Source organism: uncultured Megasphaera sp. (assembly GCF_900539295.1).
GTDB lineage: Bacteria > Bacillota > Negativicutes > Veillonellales > Megasphaeraceae > Megasphaera.
Genome location: NZ_UQBH01000012.1, coordinates 1 through 19,759, shown reverse-complemented (window position 1 = coordinate 19,759; position 19,759 = coordinate 1). Strand labels below are relative to the sequence as shown.

Annotated in this window: 16 protein-coding genes; 2 read left to right on the top strand and 14 right to left on the bottom strand. The window is 50.1% G+C overall.

The features are described from left to right. Positions 1–31 precede the first annotated feature (31 nt). The 14 genes from QZQ46_RS05440 to QZQ46_RS05375 form a co-directional block, all read right to left on the bottom strand. Positions 32–1,102, bottom strand: a complete 1,071-nt coding sequence (locus QZQ46_RS05440; RefSeq protein ID WP_296827615.1) for a rod shape-determining protein — start codon at positions 1,100–1,102, stop codon at positions 32–34. Next, the gene (gene murA, locus QZQ46_RS05435; RefSeq protein WP_292280161.1) at positions 1,083–2,357 is read right to left on the bottom strand and encodes a UDP-N-acetylglucosamine 1-carboxyvinyltransferase; all 1,275 of its coding nucleotides are present in this window, start codon (positions 2,355–2,357) and stop codon (positions 1,083–1,085) included. The genes QZQ46_RS05440 and murA overlap by 20 nt, the downstream gene beginning before the upstream one ends. A gap of 186 nt (positions 2,358–2,543) precedes the next feature. Further along, positions 2,544–3,509 (bottom strand): class II fructose-bisphosphatase, encoded by a 966-nt coding sequence (gene glpX / locus QZQ46_RS05430; protein WP_296827613.1) that lies wholly within the window; start codon positions 3,507–3,509, stop codon positions 2,544–2,546. A 117-nt stretch (positions 3,510–3,626) separates the two neighbouring features. Next, positions 3,627–4,910: a serine--tRNA ligase gene (serS, locus tag QZQ46_RS05425; RefSeq protein WP_296827610.1), complete on the bottom strand. Its 1,284-nt coding sequence runs from the start codon at positions 4,908–4,910 to the stop codon at positions 3,627–3,629. 55 nt (positions 4,911–4,965) lie between these two features. Beyond that, positions 4,966–5,610, bottom strand: a complete 645-nt coding sequence (locus QZQ46_RS05420; protein ID WP_296827608.1) for a histidine phosphatase family protein — start codon at positions 5,608–5,610, stop codon at positions 4,966–4,968. 12 nt (positions 5,611–5,622) lie between these two features. Then, positions 5,623–7,215, bottom strand: coding sequence for a phosphoglycerate dehydrogenase (gene serA / locus QZQ46_RS05415; protein WP_296827606.1), 1,593 nt, complete (start codon positions 7,213–7,215; stop codon positions 5,623–5,625). Between the two features lie 40 nt (positions 7,216–7,255). Next, positions 7,256–8,329, bottom strand: a complete 1,074-nt coding sequence (serC, locus tag QZQ46_RS05410) for a 3-phosphoserine/phosphohydroxythreonine transaminase (protein ID WP_296827604.1) — start codon at positions 8,327–8,329, stop codon at positions 7,256–7,258. 353 nt (positions 8,330–8,682) lie between these two features. Beyond that, on the bottom strand, positions 8,683–10,479 hold the full coding sequence (locus QZQ46_RS05405) for a phosphoethanolamine transferase (protein ID WP_296827601.1): 1,797 nt from the start codon (positions 10,477–10,479) through the stop codon (positions 8,683–8,685). Between the two features lie 150 nt (positions 10,480–10,629). Then, positions 10,630–12,915 carry an adenosylcobalamin-dependent ribonucleoside-diphosphate reductase gene (locus QZQ46_RS05400; RefSeq protein WP_296827599.1) on the bottom strand — a complete coding sequence of 762 codons (2,286 nt, stop codon included), beginning with the start codon at positions 12,913–12,915 and terminating at the stop codon, positions 10,630–10,632. A gap of 140 nt (positions 12,916–13,055) precedes the next feature. Beyond that, positions 13,056–14,009 carry an alpha/beta hydrolase gene (locus QZQ46_RS05395; RefSeq protein ID WP_296827596.1) on the bottom strand — a complete coding sequence of 318 codons (954 nt, stop codon included), beginning with the start codon at positions 14,007–14,009 and terminating at the stop codon, positions 13,056–13,058. A 232-nt stretch (positions 14,010–14,241) separates the two neighbouring features. Further along, entirely contained in the window at positions 14,242–14,790 is a 549-nt protein-coding gene (gene pyrR, locus QZQ46_RS05390) for a bifunctional pyr operon transcriptional regulator/uracil phosphoribosyltransferase PyrR (RefSeq protein ID WP_296827594.1), read from the bottom strand. A gap of 6 nt (positions 14,791–14,796) precedes the next feature. After that, entirely contained in the window at positions 14,797–15,714 is a 918-nt protein-coding gene (locus QZQ46_RS05385; RefSeq protein ID WP_296827591.1) for an RluA family pseudouridine synthase, read from the bottom strand. Between the two features lie 10 nt (positions 15,715–15,724). Continuing rightward, positions 15,725–16,162, bottom strand: coding sequence for a signal peptidase II (gene lspA, locus QZQ46_RS05380; RefSeq protein WP_296827587.1), 438 nt, complete (start codon positions 16,160–16,162; stop codon positions 15,725–15,727). Between the two features lie 122 nt (positions 16,163–16,284). Further along, positions 16,285–16,449 (bottom strand): DUF362 domain-containing protein, encoded by a 165-nt coding sequence (locus QZQ46_RS05375; protein ID WP_014015850.1) that lies wholly within the window; start codon positions 16,447–16,449, stop codon positions 16,285–16,287. A gap of 553 nt (positions 16,450–17,002) precedes the next feature. Here QZQ46_RS05375 and QZQ46_RS05370 point away from each other — a divergent pair. Continuing rightward, on the top strand, positions 17,003–17,683 hold the full coding sequence (locus QZQ46_RS05370) for a response regulator transcription factor (protein WP_296827585.1): 681 nt from the start codon (positions 17,003–17,005) through the stop codon (positions 17,681–17,683). Then, positions 17,667–19,145 carry a cell wall metabolism sensor histidine kinase WalK gene (locus tag QZQ46_RS05365; protein WP_296827582.1) on the top strand — a complete coding sequence of 493 codons (1,479 nt, stop codon included), beginning with the start codon at positions 17,667–17,669 and terminating at the stop codon, positions 19,143–19,145. The genes QZQ46_RS05370 and QZQ46_RS05365 overlap by 17 nt, the downstream gene beginning before the upstream one ends. Positions 19,146–19,759 lie beyond the last annotated feature (614 nt).

Here is a 19,759-nt window from a genome sequence, read left to right as displayed (position 1 = left end):
CATTTCCTATTTCACTGAAAGAGCGAAACAGTTATAAATCATCAAAACTATCTTTTAAGCGGTCCATTTCCCGCACGGCCTTGCCGGCGCCATGGGCTACACAGAGCAGCGGATCTTCGCAGAGATACGCTGCCATGCCCGTCGTTCGGGAAATGAGACGGTCAAAACTATCGAGAAGCAGTCCGCCTCCGGTGAGGACGATGCCGTGATCGGCAATGTCCGCAGCCAGTTCAGGCGGCGTTTTTTCCAAGATGGAAACGATCGTCTTGAGGACGGTCTGAATCGGTTCGTCGATGGCCAGGCGGATTTCCTGCGAGTCGATATCGATCGATACGGGAAGTCCCGTTTCGGTACTGCGGCCGCGGACGTCAGCTGTCATACGGCGGCCGTCGCTCATGGCGGTGCCGATGAGGATTTTCAGCTCTTCTGCCGTATGCTGGCCGATGGTGACGTGCTTTATCTTTTCCAAATATCGGATAATGGCTTCATCAAAGGTGTTGCTACCGATACGCAGGGACTCACTGATGACGATGCCGCTCAGACTGAGTACGGCAACGTCGGTCGTACCGCCGCCCATATCGACGACCATCGACCCGTTTGACGTCGCGATGTCGAGACCGGCACCGATGGCAGCTGCCAGGGGTTCTTCCATGACCGTCGTCTTTCTGGCCCCGGCCTGCATGGCCGCTTCGATGACAGCCCTCCGTTCGACATTGGTAACGCTCGACGGAACGCAGATGACGACGCGGGGCTTAAAGAACAGGGATTTGCCGATGGCCCGGCGAATGAAGTACCGCAGCATATATTCGGTAGCATCGTAGTCGGCGATGACGCCGCTGCGAAGCGGATGGTAGGCGTGGATGTTGCGAGGTGTCCGCCCTATCATGGCCTGGGCTTCGCGGCCGATGGCAACGACCTTGTTTTCCATCGTATCGACGGCGATGACCGCCGGCTCGTTGACGACGATGCCCTTGTTTTTAACGAATACGATGATATTGGCAGTTCCCAGGTCGATAGCAATGTCGCTGCCGAACCAGTTCGATAAAAAGAACGAGCGGGAATGCCTGGGCTGTACCTTTTTTTTAGTTTTCTTCTTCCTCAATATTGACGCGAACAATATCTGCACCTAGCCTTTGTAATTTCAATACAAAATTATCGTAACCACGGTCGATGTGATAGAGATAACCGACTTCCGTTTCTCCTTCAGCGACCAAGCCCGCCAGGACCAGGGCCGCTCCGGCACGCAGGTCGGTGGCATTGACCGAGGCGCCTTTGAGCTGTTCTATGCCTTCTACGATGGCGCTTCGTCCTTCAATCCGGATTTTAGCACCCATCCGTTTAAATTCATCGACATGCATGAAGCGGTTTTCAAAGACCGTTTCAGTGACGACGCTCGTCCCTTGGCAGAGGGTCGTCAAGGCCATGAACTGAGCCTGCATATCTGTCGGGAAGCCGGGATACGGCAAGGTCTTTATATCGGCCGGCCGCAGGGGCTCATGGCCGATGACGCGGATGCCGTCGATTTCTTCCTCTACTTCGGCACCGACTTCTTTTAATTTAGAAATAAGAGGCTTCAAATGTTCTGAAATGGCATTTTCAACGAAGATGTTCCCCTTGGTCATGGCGGCCCCGATCATGAAGGTACCGGCTTCGATGCGGTCGGGAATGACGGCGTGGCTGGCACCGTGAAGTTCTTTGACGCCTTCGATGCGGATGACGTTGGTACCGGCGCCGCGAATATTAGCCCCCATGCTGTTCAGGTAGGTAGCCAAGTCGACGATTTCCGGCTCTTCAGCGGCATTTTCGAGGACCGTCTTGCCATTGGCCATAGAAGCGGCCATGATGATGTTTTCCGTCGCGCCGACACTGGGGAAATCGAGGTAGATCTGAGCGCCCTGTAAGCCGTTAGGAGCCACGGCTTCGATGTCGCCGTTTTCAAGATTGATGACGGCGCCCATGGCTTCAAAGGCCTTGAGGTGCAGGTCGATCGGACGGGCTCCGATGGAGCAGCCGCCGGGCAAGGAAATCTGTGCCCGGCCTTTGCGGGCCAAGAGCGGTCCCATAACTAAGAAGGACGCACGCATGCGGCGGACCAAATCATAGGGTGCCGTCGTCGATGTCAACTCATGGGCATCAATGATAAGGGTGTCTCTTTCAGGATGTTCTATATGGACGCCGAGGGATTCGATGACGTCGCAGACGGTATGAACGTCGGCGAGCTTCGGAATTTCGGTTAATGTGCTTTTCGTCGTTCCCAACATAGATGCGACGATAATGGGCAGTACGGCATTTTTAGCCCCACTGACGCGAACAGTGCCCTGTAAGGGCTTTCCACCATGAATAACAAGTTTCTCCAATTCTGGTGCCTCCTAATAGTATTCGAGTAGTTTTATCTAAATGGCCCTGAAGACGCAGCGCCTGAAGATGCCATTTTATTGAGCATATAATTACTATCAAATCATTCTACCATAAAAGGACAGAAAAAAAAAGGCTTGTCGCCTAGGCAACAAGCCCTTTTTTAGGAATACCTTATAAAAGAAAAGTTATAGGTGAATACTCCATTTAGCCTCTTTGTTGAAGCGGTGGAAGGTATCGATAAAACGTATCGTTCCGCTGCGGTAACGCATGACGACCGACATAGTACGGGCACCGCCGCCAAAGTACTGAACGCCGCGCATCATGGGCGTATCGGTAATGGCCGTTGCCGAGAAAATGCAGTCATCGCCCTTGACCAAATCATCGAGGGTCAGGACCTTGTTGACATCTTTGATGCCCATATCCAGGCAGCGCTGCCGTTCTTCATCAGTATAAGGAATGAGGCGGGCCTGCATGTCGCCGCCGAGGCACTTTAAAGCCGCAGCTGCTAGGACGCCTTCCGGAGCGCCGCCGATACCCATGACGACGTGGACGCCGGAGCCTTCGATACCGGCATCGACAGCCGGCGAGACGTCACCGTCGGTAATGAGTTTGATGCGGGCGCCGGCACTGCGGCATTCGTCGATGAGGTCTTTATGGCGCGGCCGGTCGAGGATGACGACAGTCGTGTCATCGATGCCTCGTTCTAAGCCTTCAGCAATACGGCGCAGATTTTCCGTCACGGACTTCGTCAAGTCGATGCGCCCTTTCGCCCGCGGCCCGACACAGAGCTTTTCCATGTACATGTCCGGCGCGTGGAGCAAATCACCTTTCCCGGCAATGGCCATGACGGAGATCGACCCGTCCTGCCCTTTCGCCGTCAGATTCGTCCCTTCCAAGGGATCGACGGCAATGTCGACTTCGGCGCCGCCGGCACCGACTTTTTCACCGATATATAACATAGGGGCCTCATCCATTTCCCCTTCGCCAATGACGACGGTGCCGTCGATAGGAACGGTCGCCAAGATCGAGTGCATGCCGTCGACGGCCAATTGATCGGCACCGATCTTATCGCCTTTACCCATGAGGCGTCCGGCTTTCACAGCCGCCGCTTCCGTAACGCGGACAAACTCCAAGGTCAATACGCGATTCATAATGAACCTCCTTGTCTAAAAATAACGAAAACACATATATAGTATTATTTCTAGGCAAAGCAAAAAACTCCTGCTTTTAGGCAGGAGTTTTTTAACAGCATCTCGTGGACGAGACTCTTATTTTTCTTTCGTAATGACGTCGCAGTGCATATAGGGACGAAGGGCTTCCGGTACGATGACCGAACCGTCAGCCTGCTGGTAGTTTTCGAGAATAGCTGCAACCGTACGGCCTACAGCCAGGCCCGAACCGTTCAGGGTATGGACGAATTCCGGTTTCGACTTCGGCGACCGGCGGAAGCGGATATTAGCCCGCCGTGCCTGGAAATCTTCTGTATTGGAGCACGAAGAAATTTCGCGGTATTTCCCTTGAGCCGGGAACCAGACTTCGACGTCGAAGGTCTTGGCTGCAGAGAAACCGATGTCGCCGGTGCAGAGGCAGACGACGTGATAAGGGAGGCCCAACGCTTTCAGGATATCTTCGGCATTCTGAGTCAATTTATCGAGTTCATCGTAGCTCGTTTCCGGAGCCGAATATTTTACCATTTCGACCTTGTGGAACTGATGCTGGCGAATAAGACCTCGCGTATCGCGGCCGGCAGAACCTGCTTCCGCGCGGAAGCACGGCGTCAGGGACGTGAAGTAAATCGGCAGTTTATCGCCGTCGATGATTTCACCGCGGTAGTAGTTGGTAAGCGGTACTTCGGCCGTCGGGATCATATACATTTCTTCGCCTTCGACGTTGAGCTTGTACATGTCTTCAGCAAATTTCGGCAGCTGACCCGTACCGGTCATGGAGTCGCGGTTGACGATGTACGGCGGAATGACTTCCGTGTAGCCGTCCTTTTCCGTGTGTTGGTCGAGCATGAAGTTGTACACGGCTCGTTCGAGGCGGGCGCCGGCACCGACATAGTAATAGAAACGAGCGCCCGTAACTTTTGCGGCCCGTTCGGAATCGAGAAGGCCCAAGCGTTCGCCGACATCCCAATGATTCAAGGGTTCAAAGTCGAACTGTTTCGGTTCGCCCCATTTGCGGACTTCCGGATTGTCGCTGTCGTCGTTGCCGACCGGTACCGACGGATGGCACATATTGGGGATCATGAGCTGGATGGCGTGCATATCTGCTTCTACAGCCTTGACTTCCTTATCGAGGACGTCGATGTCGTCACCGAGTTTTTTCATGGCTGCAATCTGAGCATCGGCATTTTCCTTGTTGCGCTTGAGCTGGCTGATTTCCTTGGTAACCGTATTGCGTTCATTCTTCATGGCTTCTACTTTTTGAAGGATTTCACGCCGTTTATCGTCTAAGGCGACGAAGGCATCGACGTCGGCATGGGCGTGGCGATTCTTAATATTTTCCTTTACTTCTTCCACGTGGTCGCGGATAAATTTCGTATCTAACATGATAACTGCTTCCTTCCTCCGTAAATATATGCTTGACTACCCCACTCCGATAGCCTTATAACCCTTTTTGTTCAATACCGCTGAATAAGTACCCCATATGATTGGTCGAATTGAGCAGAACTAAGCGCCAAATACCATCCTGCCATTCGAGGACGTTGATGCAGGTGTTGTCCTGCTTGATCTGCCAAAAATGACTTAAATCGAGGCCCAACACGTCACAGATGATGGCCTTGTTGACCGCATCGTGAGCTGCTACTAAGACTGTCTTGCCTTCATACTGCTGTACGTAATCATCAAAGGCGGCCCGGACGCGGCTGCGGACGTCTTCCAAGGATTCGCCGCCCTTGCCCGGCATCGTAACCGTATGGGGCGCCGTATGCCAGCGCTGAAATTCTTCAGGATACCGGGCTTTGATTTCATCGGCCAGCTGCCCTTCCCAATCGCCGTGATTGATTTCCAGCAGGCGGTCGTCTTTTAAGACCGTAAGTCCGTGAAGAGACGCACAGAAAGAGCAGGTCATATAGGAGCGTTCGAGGGGACTCGAGATGGCGACATCGATGGGTGTATTCTTTAACCCGTCAGCAACCATGCGCCCCTGGAGAAGACCCCGTTCGCTGAGATGGGTATCTTCTTGCCCCTGGTAGCGGCCTTCAATGTTCCATTGTGTTTCGCCGTGGCGAATAAGTATGATGCGTACCATAATCTTCCCCTTTTAGTGTGTGTCACAGTGAATGAGTTTGATGTCGAGAATGCCGTTGATCGAGCGGAGCTTAACCATGATGTCATTGGGAATATCATCCTGGACGGCAATGGCCATGATGTTGTTGCCCGTCGTCGTCATGCGGCCGACCTGCATGCCCATGATGTTGATATGAGCCTGGCCGAGGATGGTCGAAATCTGACCGATCATGTTCGGCTGGTCGACGTGGGGTACGAGGAGCAAATAGCCTTCGGGCTTAAAGTCGACACGGTATTCATCGATCTGGACGATCTTGGCTTCCGTGCCGTTGAACAGGACGCCGACGATGGCGTGTTCACCCTTATTGGTCCGAACGCGGACGGTGACCGAATTGACGAAGTAGTTATTGGACTGGCTGTTGATTTCCTTGACGGCAATGTGGCGCGTCTTAGCTACTTCAGAAGCGTTGACGTAATTGACCGATTCCTGCAGGATGGGATTGAGAGCCCCCTTGAGGACAGCCGTCGTCAAAAGGCGCGTTTCCGTATCGGCCAGTTCGCCCGTATATTCGACTTCGATTTCCTTCATGGGGGCATCGGCCAAATATACGCCTAAGTTCCCCATCCGTTCCATGAGGTCGAAATAAGGATGGATGACGTTGTAGACATGAGGCGGAACGGGAGCCATATTGACAGCCGTAGCAACCGGTTCGCCCTTCAGAGCTTCCATGACTCCTTCAGCAACGTCGACGGAAACACCGATCTGAGCTTCAACCGTCGAAGCGCCGAGGTGCGGCGTGATGACGACATTGTCCATGCCAACGAAGGGATTGATATCCTTCGTAAGCGGTTCCGTCGGAAATACGTCGATGGCAGCACCGGCTACGTGGCCGCTCTTTAAGGCATCGGCCAGGGCATCGATGTCGAGGACGGCACCGCGCGAGACGTTGATGACCCGCACGCCGTCTTTCATCTTGGCAATTTCATCCTTACCGATAAGGCCTGTCGTTTCCTTGGTCAGCGGCGTGTGCATCGTAATGTAGTCCGACCGTTCGAGGAGGGTATCCAAGTCGACGGGTTCGACGCCGAGCTGTTTAAACCGTTCTTCCGGAATATACGGGTCATAGCCGATGGTCTTCATTTCCATGGCCTGCATCCGTTTCGCAATCCGCGAGCCGATACGGCCGACACCGATGATGCCGAGGGTCTTATTCTGGAGCTGAATGCCCGTAAAGGTCTTGCGGTCCCAGTTGCCGGCCATGAGTGAATTATGGGCCTGCGGAATGTGGCGGGTAATAGCCATGATCATAGCACAGGTGTGTTCCGTCGCCGCCAAGGTATTCGACGTCGGCGTATTGACGACGACGATGCCGCGAGCCGTAGCGCTCTTCAAGTCGATGCTGTCGACACCGACACCGGCACGGCCGACGACTTTCAATTTTGTCGCGGCGGCAATGACCTTTTCCGTAACGTGGGTCATCGAGCGGGTAATGAGGCCGTCGTATTCGCCAATGCAGGCGATGAGACCGTCTTCATCGAGATTTTTCTTAACGTCGACTTCGTAGCCGTTTTCACGAAGGAGCTCTACGCCCTTCATCGATACGTCATCGCTGACTAAAATTTTCATTTTCGTATCCCCCTATAGATCCTATTCCTTATATACAATATTAATGCTTTTTATGGAAATCTTTCATGAAATCCGCCAAAGCCTGACATCCTTCTTCGGTAACGGCATTATACAGCGAGGCCCGGCAGCCGCCGATGGAACGATGGCCTTTGATACCGATGATATCTCGTTCGGCAGCGGCCGAAACGAACTGAGCTTCCAATTCCGGTGTCGGCAGGTTGAAGGTGACGTTCATCAAACTGCGCGAATCTTTTGCGGCATGGCCGCGGTAAAAACCGTTGCTTTCATCGATGACGTCATAAACGATGGCTGCTTTTTCTTGATTGCGCTTAGCCATAGCGGAGAGACCGCCGTTACAATCAAGCCAGTGAGCGACTTTATTGACGAAGTAAATATTGAATACCGGCGGCGTATTATACGTCGAATCGTGATCGACATAGGTCTTATACTGCATCATGACCGGCAGGTCGCGGCAAACCTTTTTCAAGAGATCATCTTTAATGATCGCTGCGACGACGCCGGCAGGACCGACATTTTTCTGGACGCCGGCATAGATGAAGTCAAACTGCTTGATATCGACGGGCCGGCTGAGGAAGTCGCTGGACATGTCACAGAACAAGGGAACGTCGAAGGAAGGAAAATCCTTCCACTGCGTCCCGTGAATCGTGTTGTTGGAAGTCATATAGACGTAATCCGTACCTTCTTTTACGGCAAAGCTGTCAGCTTTTGGAATATAAGAAAAACCATCGGCTTTACTCGAGGCGACTTCATAAGTTTCGCCGAAAAAGGACGCCGCTTCCATGGCCTTATTGGACCAGACGCCGGTATTCAAATAACCGCCGCGCTGTTTCAGGAAGTTTGCCGCATGCATGGTAAACTGCATACTGCCGCCGCCCTGGATAAAGACGATGTGATAATCGTCAGGAACGGCCAAGAGCTTTTTCAACATAGTCACCGTATCGTCCTGCATAGCTTGATAGGCGGCACTGCGATGACTGATTTCAACGATGCTCATACCGGTTCCATTGAAATCGAGAAATTCGGCTTGTACTTCTTTCAGTACTTCCAAAGGCATTGCCGATGGACCGGCATTGAAATTGTACACTCTTTTCATGTTTCTCCCCCTCTTATGCAGCGAAGACCGCAGGGAAAGTCTTCTGCTATAAAAAAAACTCCCGTCCCATCAAAGGGACGAGAGTTGTATTCCCGCGTTGCCACCCAACTTGCCTTTCGGCCAACTTGTACCGCTGTATCGGGCGTACCCGTCAAATTCATCATTTGCAGCTCCGGAGCGGAACGCCTTACAGCCCTGCTGCCTCGCACCGACCGGCAGCTCTCTGAAAAGACTCGTAATTTGCTTCTCTTTCATCGCTTTCTGTAAAATTATGTATATTATAAACATAATGTCTCAGTCTGTCAATACTGGCTTTAGTAAAAAAACATTTACGGCCTTTACAGACTGCATCCTCATTCAGGCAAGCGGTTTTTGTTATGCAAAGTCCTGAGATTACCTTTACTCATGCTGTATTCAGGCGATGCCAAGTCCCAATCAGGATCACTGCCCGGGACACCTTCAATTCCCATGAGGTCGGTCATAAGGTTATAAATCAAGTCATTGGTCCAATAGCTTTCACGATGGTTTTGTAAACTCTGCACCGTTCGCGGCCGTTCTGTCTGAAAAGACGGACTTAGGATCATGAACAACGGAATATGGCTCATCGTCGCAGTGAATTTGCTGGCTTCATGACCATAGTTTTTCTCTACATCTTCCCCATGGTCCGAAAAATAGACAAAGCCTTTGAAGTTCGGATTATCCTTCAGCTTGTCATAAAGTGTCTGTAAAACATAATCATTGTATCGGACCGCATCATCATAGGCATCAATCGATGTTGATCTGCCGCTGTAATGTTTCCATGCTGCAGGATAGCGATCAGCATATGAACCATGATTCCCCATGAGATGAATAACGATTAAGGCATTCTTCACATCACGGCTGTCAGGGATCGCCTCTACCAAATCTTCATCGTAGCGGTCGGACCGTAAATCATGGGTCCCGGCCCGTTCATTCATCCAGATCTGATGAGTTGCCGTACTGGCCATTTCAGCAACAGGCGTATCCCAGGCACCATATTTCCGCTGATTACTGATCCAATACGTATCATACCCTGCCGCTTTAGCGATTTCTATTAGTGAATAGGATTTTTCCAACGAAATATCATTATATTGATTCTTTTCACTCAGGGCATAAGTCAGAACGGGAACTGTATGCGTGTGATTGGAATAGGCATTCCGGAAAAGGATAGCTCCCGGTTTCTGAGATTCTTCCATCAGCCATGGCGTCGTATCACGATTATAGCCATATGCCTGCATATGATCCCGCGTTTCAGACTCACCGATAACCAGAACAAATACACCACCCGCCGATTCAATATGCAGCCCCTTTAATTGTTGCAGCCGGGATTCTCGCTGCGCTTTTGCCTTGCCGTACGCTTTATACTGCTGTAGAGAATCCGTTGTCTCCCTGGCAATGCGAACCGGTAAATAATCCGTCCCTTTGACAACGGTATGGCTGCTGACTCCCAAGATAAAAAGTGACAATAAAACAGCCGTCTTCTTGGGAAAAGAAAGGATAGGAACGGCTAAGCGATGTAAAAAATATGTCGTCCCACCGAGAACAAAAACAAGAATTACCAGGGTCCCCACCCAGCTGACCAAGTTTTGACTTTTTAAATACGCCAGAGATTCGCTGCCGTTCGTTTGAAATAACGTCAATACAATCGTCGCGGACAATACACGACCGCTGACGGCATAGTATCCCCAAATGACAAGGGGCATCAACAACGCTAATGCTAAACAAAAATAAAGTATTCCATTGCTAAGACGTCGCATCACCTTCAAGGCTATATGCCGACTGAGATATAGTAAATCGGTCAAAAAAAGAAAGACCATAGACCCTAACAAATAAGCAGCTATAATTTCAGCTCTCTCAACATGCTGTCCGACAAGCATCGGTACGAATGCCGAAGATAGAAAAATTCCTGTATAAAAGATGAAGGCAATAATGTATCCTTTTGTGTAGTTCCAAAGGGTCATACTCAATGCCGCCGTGATCCCACCAAAAAGTAACCGTGACTTAAATACAAAAGAAGATACTGGCAATGTTAACATTTGAATCAGCAGACCAAAGAAAACAAAAAGAAAAACACAGGAAATACCTTGATAAAGACATTTCCTGTGTTGCTGTAAATACAAAAACATCTGCATAATCGACGCTCCTCTGTCTGTAAATTTTACGTAATAAATACGAAAATTTTCAGTAATAATCCGCATCTATTATAACATAAAATAGACAGACAAAGAAATCATCTACCCACGGGATAGAAAAGAACGCTGAGCCGTCCCGCTTACCTTAACTTAACTGCATTTACTCCAGCCGCAGTTCTTGCAGGTATTGCAGCCGCCTTCAAAGGTCAGAGGCTCGCCGCACTGGGGGCAAAGGATGCTTTCCGCCGTAACTTTCTTTTCGGCTCTCGGACGGACCGGTGCTTTTTTGACCGGCGGCGTATGGCCGCTGGCAACGGATTCCGTCTGCTGCAGTTCCTGCTGCACTTCATCGAACATGTCGAGGAGGGCATTGCCGACGGCCATGGGGCAGCACGACCCGCGGCTGGTATCGCCTCGCGTTACCCGGCGGACTGAATAGGACGGGCAGTTCCCCGTCGAATTGAGCTGATCGACGATAGTATAAATATCGATGCCGGCACGGGCGCTGATAGAAATCATACGTGACAGGCCGATCATGAAGTTATTGCAGCCGCCGGTAGATCCTTTACTCAAATACGTTTCAAGCAGAGCCCCGGTCTGGGGATCAAAGAAGGCCATGCAGTGCAGGCTGCCGCAGCCCGTAATGAGCTTGCGCTTCTTGCCGATGACGTTGTCGTCGATACTGACGATTTCGCCTCGTTCAAGACCTTCGCCGGCCGTCGGTACCGGTTTTTCTTCTTCATGAGTCGTCAGGATACCGGCACGTTTGCAGCCGTCACGGAATAAGGTCAGGCCTTTGCAGCCGTTTTCATAGGCCAGGAGGTAGAGGTTTTCCGTATCTTCGACAGTAAAGCTGTTGGGTACATTGACTGTCGAACTGATGGACGCATCGATGTGACGCTGCCAAGCTGCCTGCATGGCGACGCGTTCGCGGTAATCGAGGGTCAGGGCCGTAACGAAGTAATCCGGCAGTTCACCGTCATCCTTCAGTTTACGAGCCTTCATATACCGTTCGACGATAGGCGTATAAACTTTATAGTAGACGTCCGTCCCGTGGAGGGATTCGGTCTTTCTTTCGTAGAAGTTAGCATAAATCGGTTCAATGCCGCCGGAAATGCCGAGCATGGTCGACAAGGTCCCCGTCGGAGCGATGGTGAGCAGCTGGGAATTGCGAAGGCCGTATTCCTTTACCTTTTCAGCCGTCGCATCTGTCGTATTGGCTTTAAAATAAGGGGTGCTCATGATTTCATCGATATGGCATTTGGCAAAGGCACCGCGTTCGCGAGCCAAATCAGCCGAAGCGGCAATGGCCGTGTCAGCCATGGCAAAGCCGATATCGTGACAGAAATCAACAGCATCTTTACTGCCATAGGTCAGTCCCATCTGGATGAGCATATCGCCCAGGCCCATGATGCCCAAGCCGATTTGGCGCCAAGCCGTAACGCTTTCCCGCTGTTCTTCCAAGGGATGGAGGGGCAGGCCTTCTTCGAGGACATCGTTTAAAGCCCGGACGGCAATGACGACGCAGCGCTTGAATTCGTCGAAGTCAAAGGAGGCATTCGGCGTAAAGGGAGACTTGACGAAGTTTGCCAAATTGACACTGCCGAGGAGACACGAACCACCGGCCGGCAAAGGTTCTTCCGCACAGGGATTGACCCCTGCAAAGGAAAATTCCGGCGTGTTGGCCAAGAGGTTCCACGATTTGATCCGATCCCAAAAGAGAGCGCCCGGTTCAGCGTAATCCCAGTTCGTTTCGGCAACGAGGCGGAATACGTCAGCTGCATTGACCAGGCTTTCGATGACCTGCCCCGTTTCTTTCCGGGTAAAGTGCAGACGGAACTGTTTATGTTCCTTGACGGCTTCCATAAATTCATCGCTCAGGCGAATAGAAATATTGGCCTTAGTAACTTTATCGAGGTCAGTCTTGAGTTTAATAAACTCGAGCACGTCCGGGTGGGCACAGTCGATGGAAATCATCAAGGCGCCGCGGCGGCCGTTCTGACCAATCAGTTCGGTGACTAAGGAGTAGAGGGTCATAAAGGAAATGGAGCCGCTCGTTTCTTTAGCCGCATTGTTGATGCGGGCCCCCTTTGGACTGAGCTGAGAAATATCGATGCCGCATCCGCCGCCGTAACTATAGGTACGAGCCAATTTCCCGGCCCGGTCGAAGATGCTTTCGATACTGTCTTCCGGCGGAGTCATAACGTAGCAGTTGGACAGGGTGATCTTCTTCCCTTCACATTCCAATCCGCGGTTTGCCAAGATTCGACCGCCAAAGAGAAACTTCTTTTCTTTGATTAAATCAGCAACTTCGCTGTCGCCGCCGCTGATGCGTTCAATCCAGTGGTCGAAAGTTTCGCCGTCGTTACAATATTTATTCTTCCAAATATCGAGTCCCAGCTGATTGTCACTGCCGAGCCATTCTTGTTCGTTCATTCCATTTCCTCCTCAACAATGTATGTAGACGTGCAACCGCCATCTACAATATCTAGTAGATGGCGGAAATGTACTATACTAATAATAGTCGGGTATGAAAGAATAGTCAAGTATCGGAAATGCATAGGACTAGACTTTTTTTATACTGAACCAGCATCTTCTTCTAAGAATTGGCCCAAGACTCGCATGTATTCGTTTCGGTTCGTCTCAATGCCGACGGCATGGGCCGACCCTTCAAAAATATGGATTTCTTTTTTAGGGCTTGTACAATTATCATACAAACTTTCCGCCGTCTTGACCGGAACTAAGGCGTCGTCACTGCCGTGAAGGAAAAGCACCGGAACTTTCATCCGCTTTACAGCCTGAGCCGGTTCCAAGGATGACACCATTTTATGAGTATGGTAGAACATGGCTGCTTGGAAGAAGGGATCTAAGAGGTCATAACCCCAAATGGCCCGCTTGTCACCGACGGCCTGCCATAATTTTTCCCGACCGAGAGAAATGATGTTGCCATAGGCACTGTCAGCGACGACAAAGGACAAATCCTTACCGTACTCACTGCCGGCATACAATAAAGCCATCGACGCGCCGAGAGAAATACCGTGAAGGCCGATGGTCATCTGCGGGTCGCGGTTTTGCAGCCACTGACACCACATCAGTAAGTCATCGACTTCACTTATCCCCCATTCCGTATGGTCGCCTTCACTTTCGCCGTGTCCCCGCAAGTCGATGAGCAGGATGTTATAGCCCAAGCGGCGGTATTCGTCCATGTAAGGAAGACACATCGTTCTATTTTGGTACAAACCGTGGAGGAGGATAACCGTTTTGTGGGAATCGCGGCGGTTTTCAATATAGGTCCCTCGCAGAATCTTTCCATCCGTGGCGTTAACCCGGACCGGTTCCCAGTCCCGGTCCCGTTCCCACTGACGAATCGTCGATACGTCACGGCTGTGATTTTCAATCCCCAAAATCTGATCCCAGGGGGCGTCATAAAACTCTTCATAGGCCATGTTGCCGATATACAGCCCGGCACCGACAGCAATGACGGCCAGACACATAAGACTGAGGAACAGTCGTTTAAAAAATCGTTTCATCGTGGCTAATTACAACTTCCTATCACAGCTGGATTCTTACGAAGCATTTTCGGGGCCGACTCGACCAGGCCCCGAATCATTTCATCTTCAACGTTATTGGCATCATTTAAAATCTTTTTCATCACAACCCCTTCTTCCTGAATCTATAGCAAAACGTATGTTTTTCTTTAAGTATAGCAATAAACAAAAGTGAAATCAATGAAAAAGACTGCCGCACAAAGCAGCAGTCGGGTTATTGCACTGTCACTTCCCTCAGGATAACGCGATCCTGCCGGTCCGTTTCTTTCAGCTGGACGGCAACGTCTTCTTTCCGCGACGTCGGTACATTTTTACCGACGTAATCGGCCCGAATCGGCAGTTCCCGATGGCCTCTGTCGACGAGTACGGCCAGTTCAATGAACTGCGGACGCCCCAATTCCATAATCGCATTCAGTGCCGACCGGACCGTTCGGCCGGTAAACAAGACGTCATCGACGAGGACGACGGTCTTGCCGTCAGCATCGAACTTGCCGGCGTCCGTAATAGCAATGGGATTCTTGCGGTCATCATCGCGGTAAGCCGAAATGTCCAAGTCATAGACCGGAACTTTTCGCCCTTCTATGGCTTCCAGCTCCTGCCCCAGCCGCTTCGCTAAGGGAACGCCGCGGGTATGGATGCCGACCAATATCGTTCGGTCAAGCCCCTTATTATGTTCAATAATTTCATGGGCAATGCGGCGAATAGCCCGCCCCATCGCTTTTTCGTCCATGAGCAGTGTCTTTTCTTTCCACGTACGACTCATCAACTGTCACTCCTTCTGTTCCGCCCGCTTCAGGCAGTCGAGAAAATCTGCCGGTGCCGGCGCTTCAAAGTGCATCAACTGCTTGGTAATGGGATGGACCAAGTCAAGTGAATGGGAATGGAGTGCCTGACCGTCAATGGGAAAATCATCTTTCTTATAGCCGTATAAGGGGTCGTTTACGACGGGATGATGAATATAGGCCATGTGGACACGAATTTGATGCGTCCGGCCCGTCTCCAGTTTACATTCAACCCAAGTATACTCACCATACCGCTTAAGGACCCGGAAATGAGTAACGGCATCGCGGCCGCCTTTAAAGGTTACGGCCATTCGAATCCGATCTTTCGGATGTCTTCCGATAGGCGCATCGATGACGCCCTTTTCTTCCGAGATATTGCCGTGTACCAGGGCCCAGTAGGTTCGATGAGCCGAATGGGCCTTGATCTGTTCTGCCAGGCATTTATGTGCCTCATCGGTCTTCGCGGCGACCATGACGCCGGACGTATCCTTATCCAAGCGGTGAACGATACCCGGCCGGATAACGCCGTTGATCCCCGACAGCTCTCCCTGACAATGATAGAGCAGCGCATTGACCAACGTCCCGTCAAAATTTCCGGCTGCCGGATGAACGACCATGCCTCGTGCCTTATTGACGACGATGATGTCCTTATCTTCATAGACGACATCGAGAGGGATATTTTCCGGCTCAACATTATACTCTTCCTGCACCTCTAACCGGACCTGAACGACATCGTCCGTATTCACCCGATAATTAGCCTTTGCCGGCTTATCATTTACAACAACATCCGATCCCTGAATGAGCTGCTGAGCATAACTTCGTGAAACGTCCAAGGCCGCCGTCAAATAGACGTCAAGGCGTTTCCCCTTTTCTTCTTCTGTAACAACCAATACCTTATTTTCCATATCTTCAACCTCATTTATCCGAAAGATGGGTCCAACTATACCACAATAGCAATGCGACGCCGACGACGATGCCGATATCGGCGACATTAAACACCGGCCAGATTCTAAAATCAAAGAAATCCGTCACCGCACCGACAAAGGTCCGGTCAATGGCATTACCCAAAGCGCCTCCCAAAAGCAAGCCGGCTCCCCCGCTGACCAGAGGCGTTGTCGGCATTTTTTTTCGAAAAACACCGTATAAAAGGAATAAAATAAGGGCGATAATTAAAAAAAGCCACTGTTGATGTTCTAAAATACCAAAAGCAGCGCCTTTATTCAAAATATAGGTAATATGAAAAAATCCCGGAATAACCGGAATGGATTCATGAAGCACCATTTCCTGCTGTACAACAAACTTCGTGAGCTGGTCGACAACGGCTACGGCCAAGGCAATGCCTAACACATACAAGGTAAATTCCTCCTACTATGTAACTTACAATCACTTTATTCTATCATACGACGCCGATAAAATTCAATAAAAAAAGAGACATGCCAATACATGTCTCTTTTCTTATTGAATTGCCCTGGCAATTATTCAGCAGAAATTGCGCCGGTAGGACAAGCGGATTCACAAGCGCCGCAATCGATGCAGGAATCAGTTACAACGTATTTCGTTTCGCCTTCTTCGATAGCGCCCGTAGGACAGGTGCTAGCGCAAGCGCCGCATTTTACGCATTCATCGGAAATAACATGCATATTTTTCACCTCCCAACATCAATGTTCGGGGGTAACCCCCGTCGTCTGTTTCATTATTGCACGAATACCAAAACTTGTCAATGAATACCGAAAGGGTGAAGATATAGGTATTTCCTAGGTTTTTGACATAACACAAAATATTTTTCTCAAAATTTATTCAAAATCATAGTCCTCCATCATCATTGCATCTATAGAAAAAAGCCGGCGAGGGGGGCCGGCTTTTTCTTATTGCAAGATATCATCGGGGGAAGACAATATCTCAGCAGTTGAAGAAATAAGATAGGGGTGTTCGAGGGGTGTAATGAACAAACTTAAATCTCCAACGTCTCGTAGATGATCTCTTCTACACTTACTATCATAACAGGTTCTCGGAAAAAGTAAATGCCTAAACATTAAAAAGAGATTAAATCGTTGTGACTTTTTTGTGATAATGTCCAGGTGAGCGATACAAAAAAGACATAAGGTGATGGTACAAAAGCGAGAGGATATACGTTATAATAGAAAGTATATAAGTAAACGGGGTGTAAAACTACTTTTGATCGGAGGTTTTTATATGCCTGGAAACACAAGCATTTTAATCGTTGAAGACGAAAAACCAATCGCTCGGTTCATACAGATGGAACTGGAACACGAAGGCTACGACTGCGGGATTGAATACAACGGCGCTGCCGCCTTAGATCGCATCTGCCAGGAACGCTTCGATCTCATACTCCTCGATATCATGCTCCCCGACATCGACGGGCTGAGCATCTGTAAACGGACGAGAGAGTTGTCGAACGTTCCGATCATGATGTTGTCTGCAAGGGATGATATCGAAACCAAGGTCTACAGCTTGGACAGCGGAGCCAACGACTACCTGACCAAGCCGTTTAACAGCAAAGAGCTCTTTGCCCGTATCCGTGCCCTCCTCCGAGAACGCCGTCAGCTTGAAAAGCAGGAAAAATATCTCCATCTTCGTGAAATGACCGTATTCGTCGACCGCCATGAAGCTGTCATCGGTCCCCGAAAAATCAGATTTTCAAAGACAGAATTTCAGCTCCTCGTCTATCTGATCATCAATAAAAATATCGTCTTGACACGGTCACGTATTCTTGAAGAGGTGTGGGGATATGATTTTGCCGGCGATACCAACATCGTCGACGTCTATATCCGTTATCTTCGCGGCAAACTGGGTCCTGACTACCGCAACTATATCCGCACGGTTCGGGGAGTCGGCTATGTGGCAGAAGATTAATCGCTGGCTTATACGGCAGGTTCTCATTGCACCGCTGCCAATTTTTGCCAAGATGGTCCTCCTCTATTCGGCAATCGTGTTCTTCATCCTGCTGACAGTATCCGTCGCTACACTTACCAGCATTCATTATATCATGAACAACGCCTTGCGCGATCAACTGATGGATAATGCAGCCGCCGCCGTTCATTATTTAGATACGTACGGCAAAGTCGATACTACCATCTTCGTCCAAGCCAACATACCGCCACAGATGAATCTGCAGATTTATGACGGCGCCGGCCACCTCATCATCGACAATGGCCCGACCCACGTCGTCCGAAAACTCAGCGACCGCTATATCGACGATGCGATCAGTACGCCTGAGGAAAATCCCCTTCCGACGCAGGTCCAGGGCAACGAAGCTTCCGAATTCTCCTATTACCGCCTTTGGACAAACAAGGAGGGCATGAATTATTACCTCCGCTTTTCACAGCGGCCGGATAAGGAAACAGACTTCATCTCCTTATTATCCAAGCAACTGTTGGCCTCGATCCTTATCAGTCTGGTTCTGACCATCGTCACCGGCACGTATCTCATGAAAAAATCACTGGCGCCTTTAAAAGTGATCAATGATACGGTAAAAACCATCGAAGTCAATCGACTCGACAATCGAATTGCCCTGTCAGACAATAAAAATGAGCTCCACGATTTAGCCGTCACCATCAACCAGGCCTTAGACCGTATCGAATACGGTTACAAGAAGCAGCAGCAATTTATCAGCGATGCCTCCCATGAGCTTCGGACTCCGATTACAGTCATCGCCGGGTATGCCGATCTGCTCGACCGCTGGGGAAAAAATGATCCGGCAGTCCTCAACGAAGGCCTTACGGCCATAAAATCAGAAACGGATTACATGAAGCAGCTCACGGAACGACTGCTCTTCTTTGCCCGTTCCAACAGCGGAACCCTTATCAAACACTTTTCAGAAATCAATACGGCCCACCTGCTGCAAGAGGTTTACAGCGAAGTCTCCCTCATCGACAAGGAACATGACATCCGTCTTACCGGTAATGATGAGGCCGTCATCATTGCCGAACCGGGGAGCGTCAAGCAAATGCTCCGTATCTTTATCGATAATGCCATAAAGTATACGCCTTCAGGCAAGCAAATTACCTTGTCCTGTACAGCTGATGATAAACAAGTAACTTATCGCATCATCGATACGGGCATCGGCATTCCGGAAAAGGATTTAAATCGCGTATTTGAACGATTTTATCGCGTCGATTCATCGCGGACGAAGGACACCGGAGGGTCGGGACTGGGACTGTCCATTGCTCAGTACATCGCGAAAGCCAATAAAGCTGAAATCACCCTGGAAAGTAAGGTAAATGTAGGCACGACAGTTTCAGTCATCTTCCCGTTGAAGGCTGGCAATGAAGAAATTGGCAGTGACAGTGAAACAGCGACACGAAAGCGGCCTTAAGGAGAGAGAACAACTTTATTAAGAAAGACGTACTGCCATCAGATGCTAGGCTGATGGCAGTTTTTATGTTTAAGAAAGAATTTTCCGTAGAGAGTCCAAAGGAGTGCGGGGAGTTTTTAGAAGCTATAGGATCTGATAGCGGCAGTCCGGTCGCCTGAGGCTTCCATCTCTAAAGAAGCCTCATAGGTAAGAATAATTGGGACTAGTTGCCTGCGTATTCCTGATTAAGGGCTGCCACATAGTTCTGACAGCGGCAGTCTGGTCGTCTTCAACATCCGTCGTTTCGAGATGCTGCATGAACAAGATTGGTTATATCTAGTCGCCTGTAGCCTCCCGTCAGGAAAAACCAGATTGGTCAGAATGATTCAGACTTGTCGCCTTCGGCTTCCCTCTAAAGGGATGCTACATGGGTAAGATTACTTCTGTCTAGTCGCTTGCAGCATCCGTCGTAAAAGCTGACCCATGGTTCTGATACGGGCAATCCGGTCGTCTTCGACATCCGTCATTCTTTTATTATATGAAAAATAAAAGAAGCACTAGCATTTGCTAGTGCTTCTTCGCTTAATCAGCGGCTTCCTATCCTCCCAGGGGGCCTCCCCCCAAGTACTTTCGGC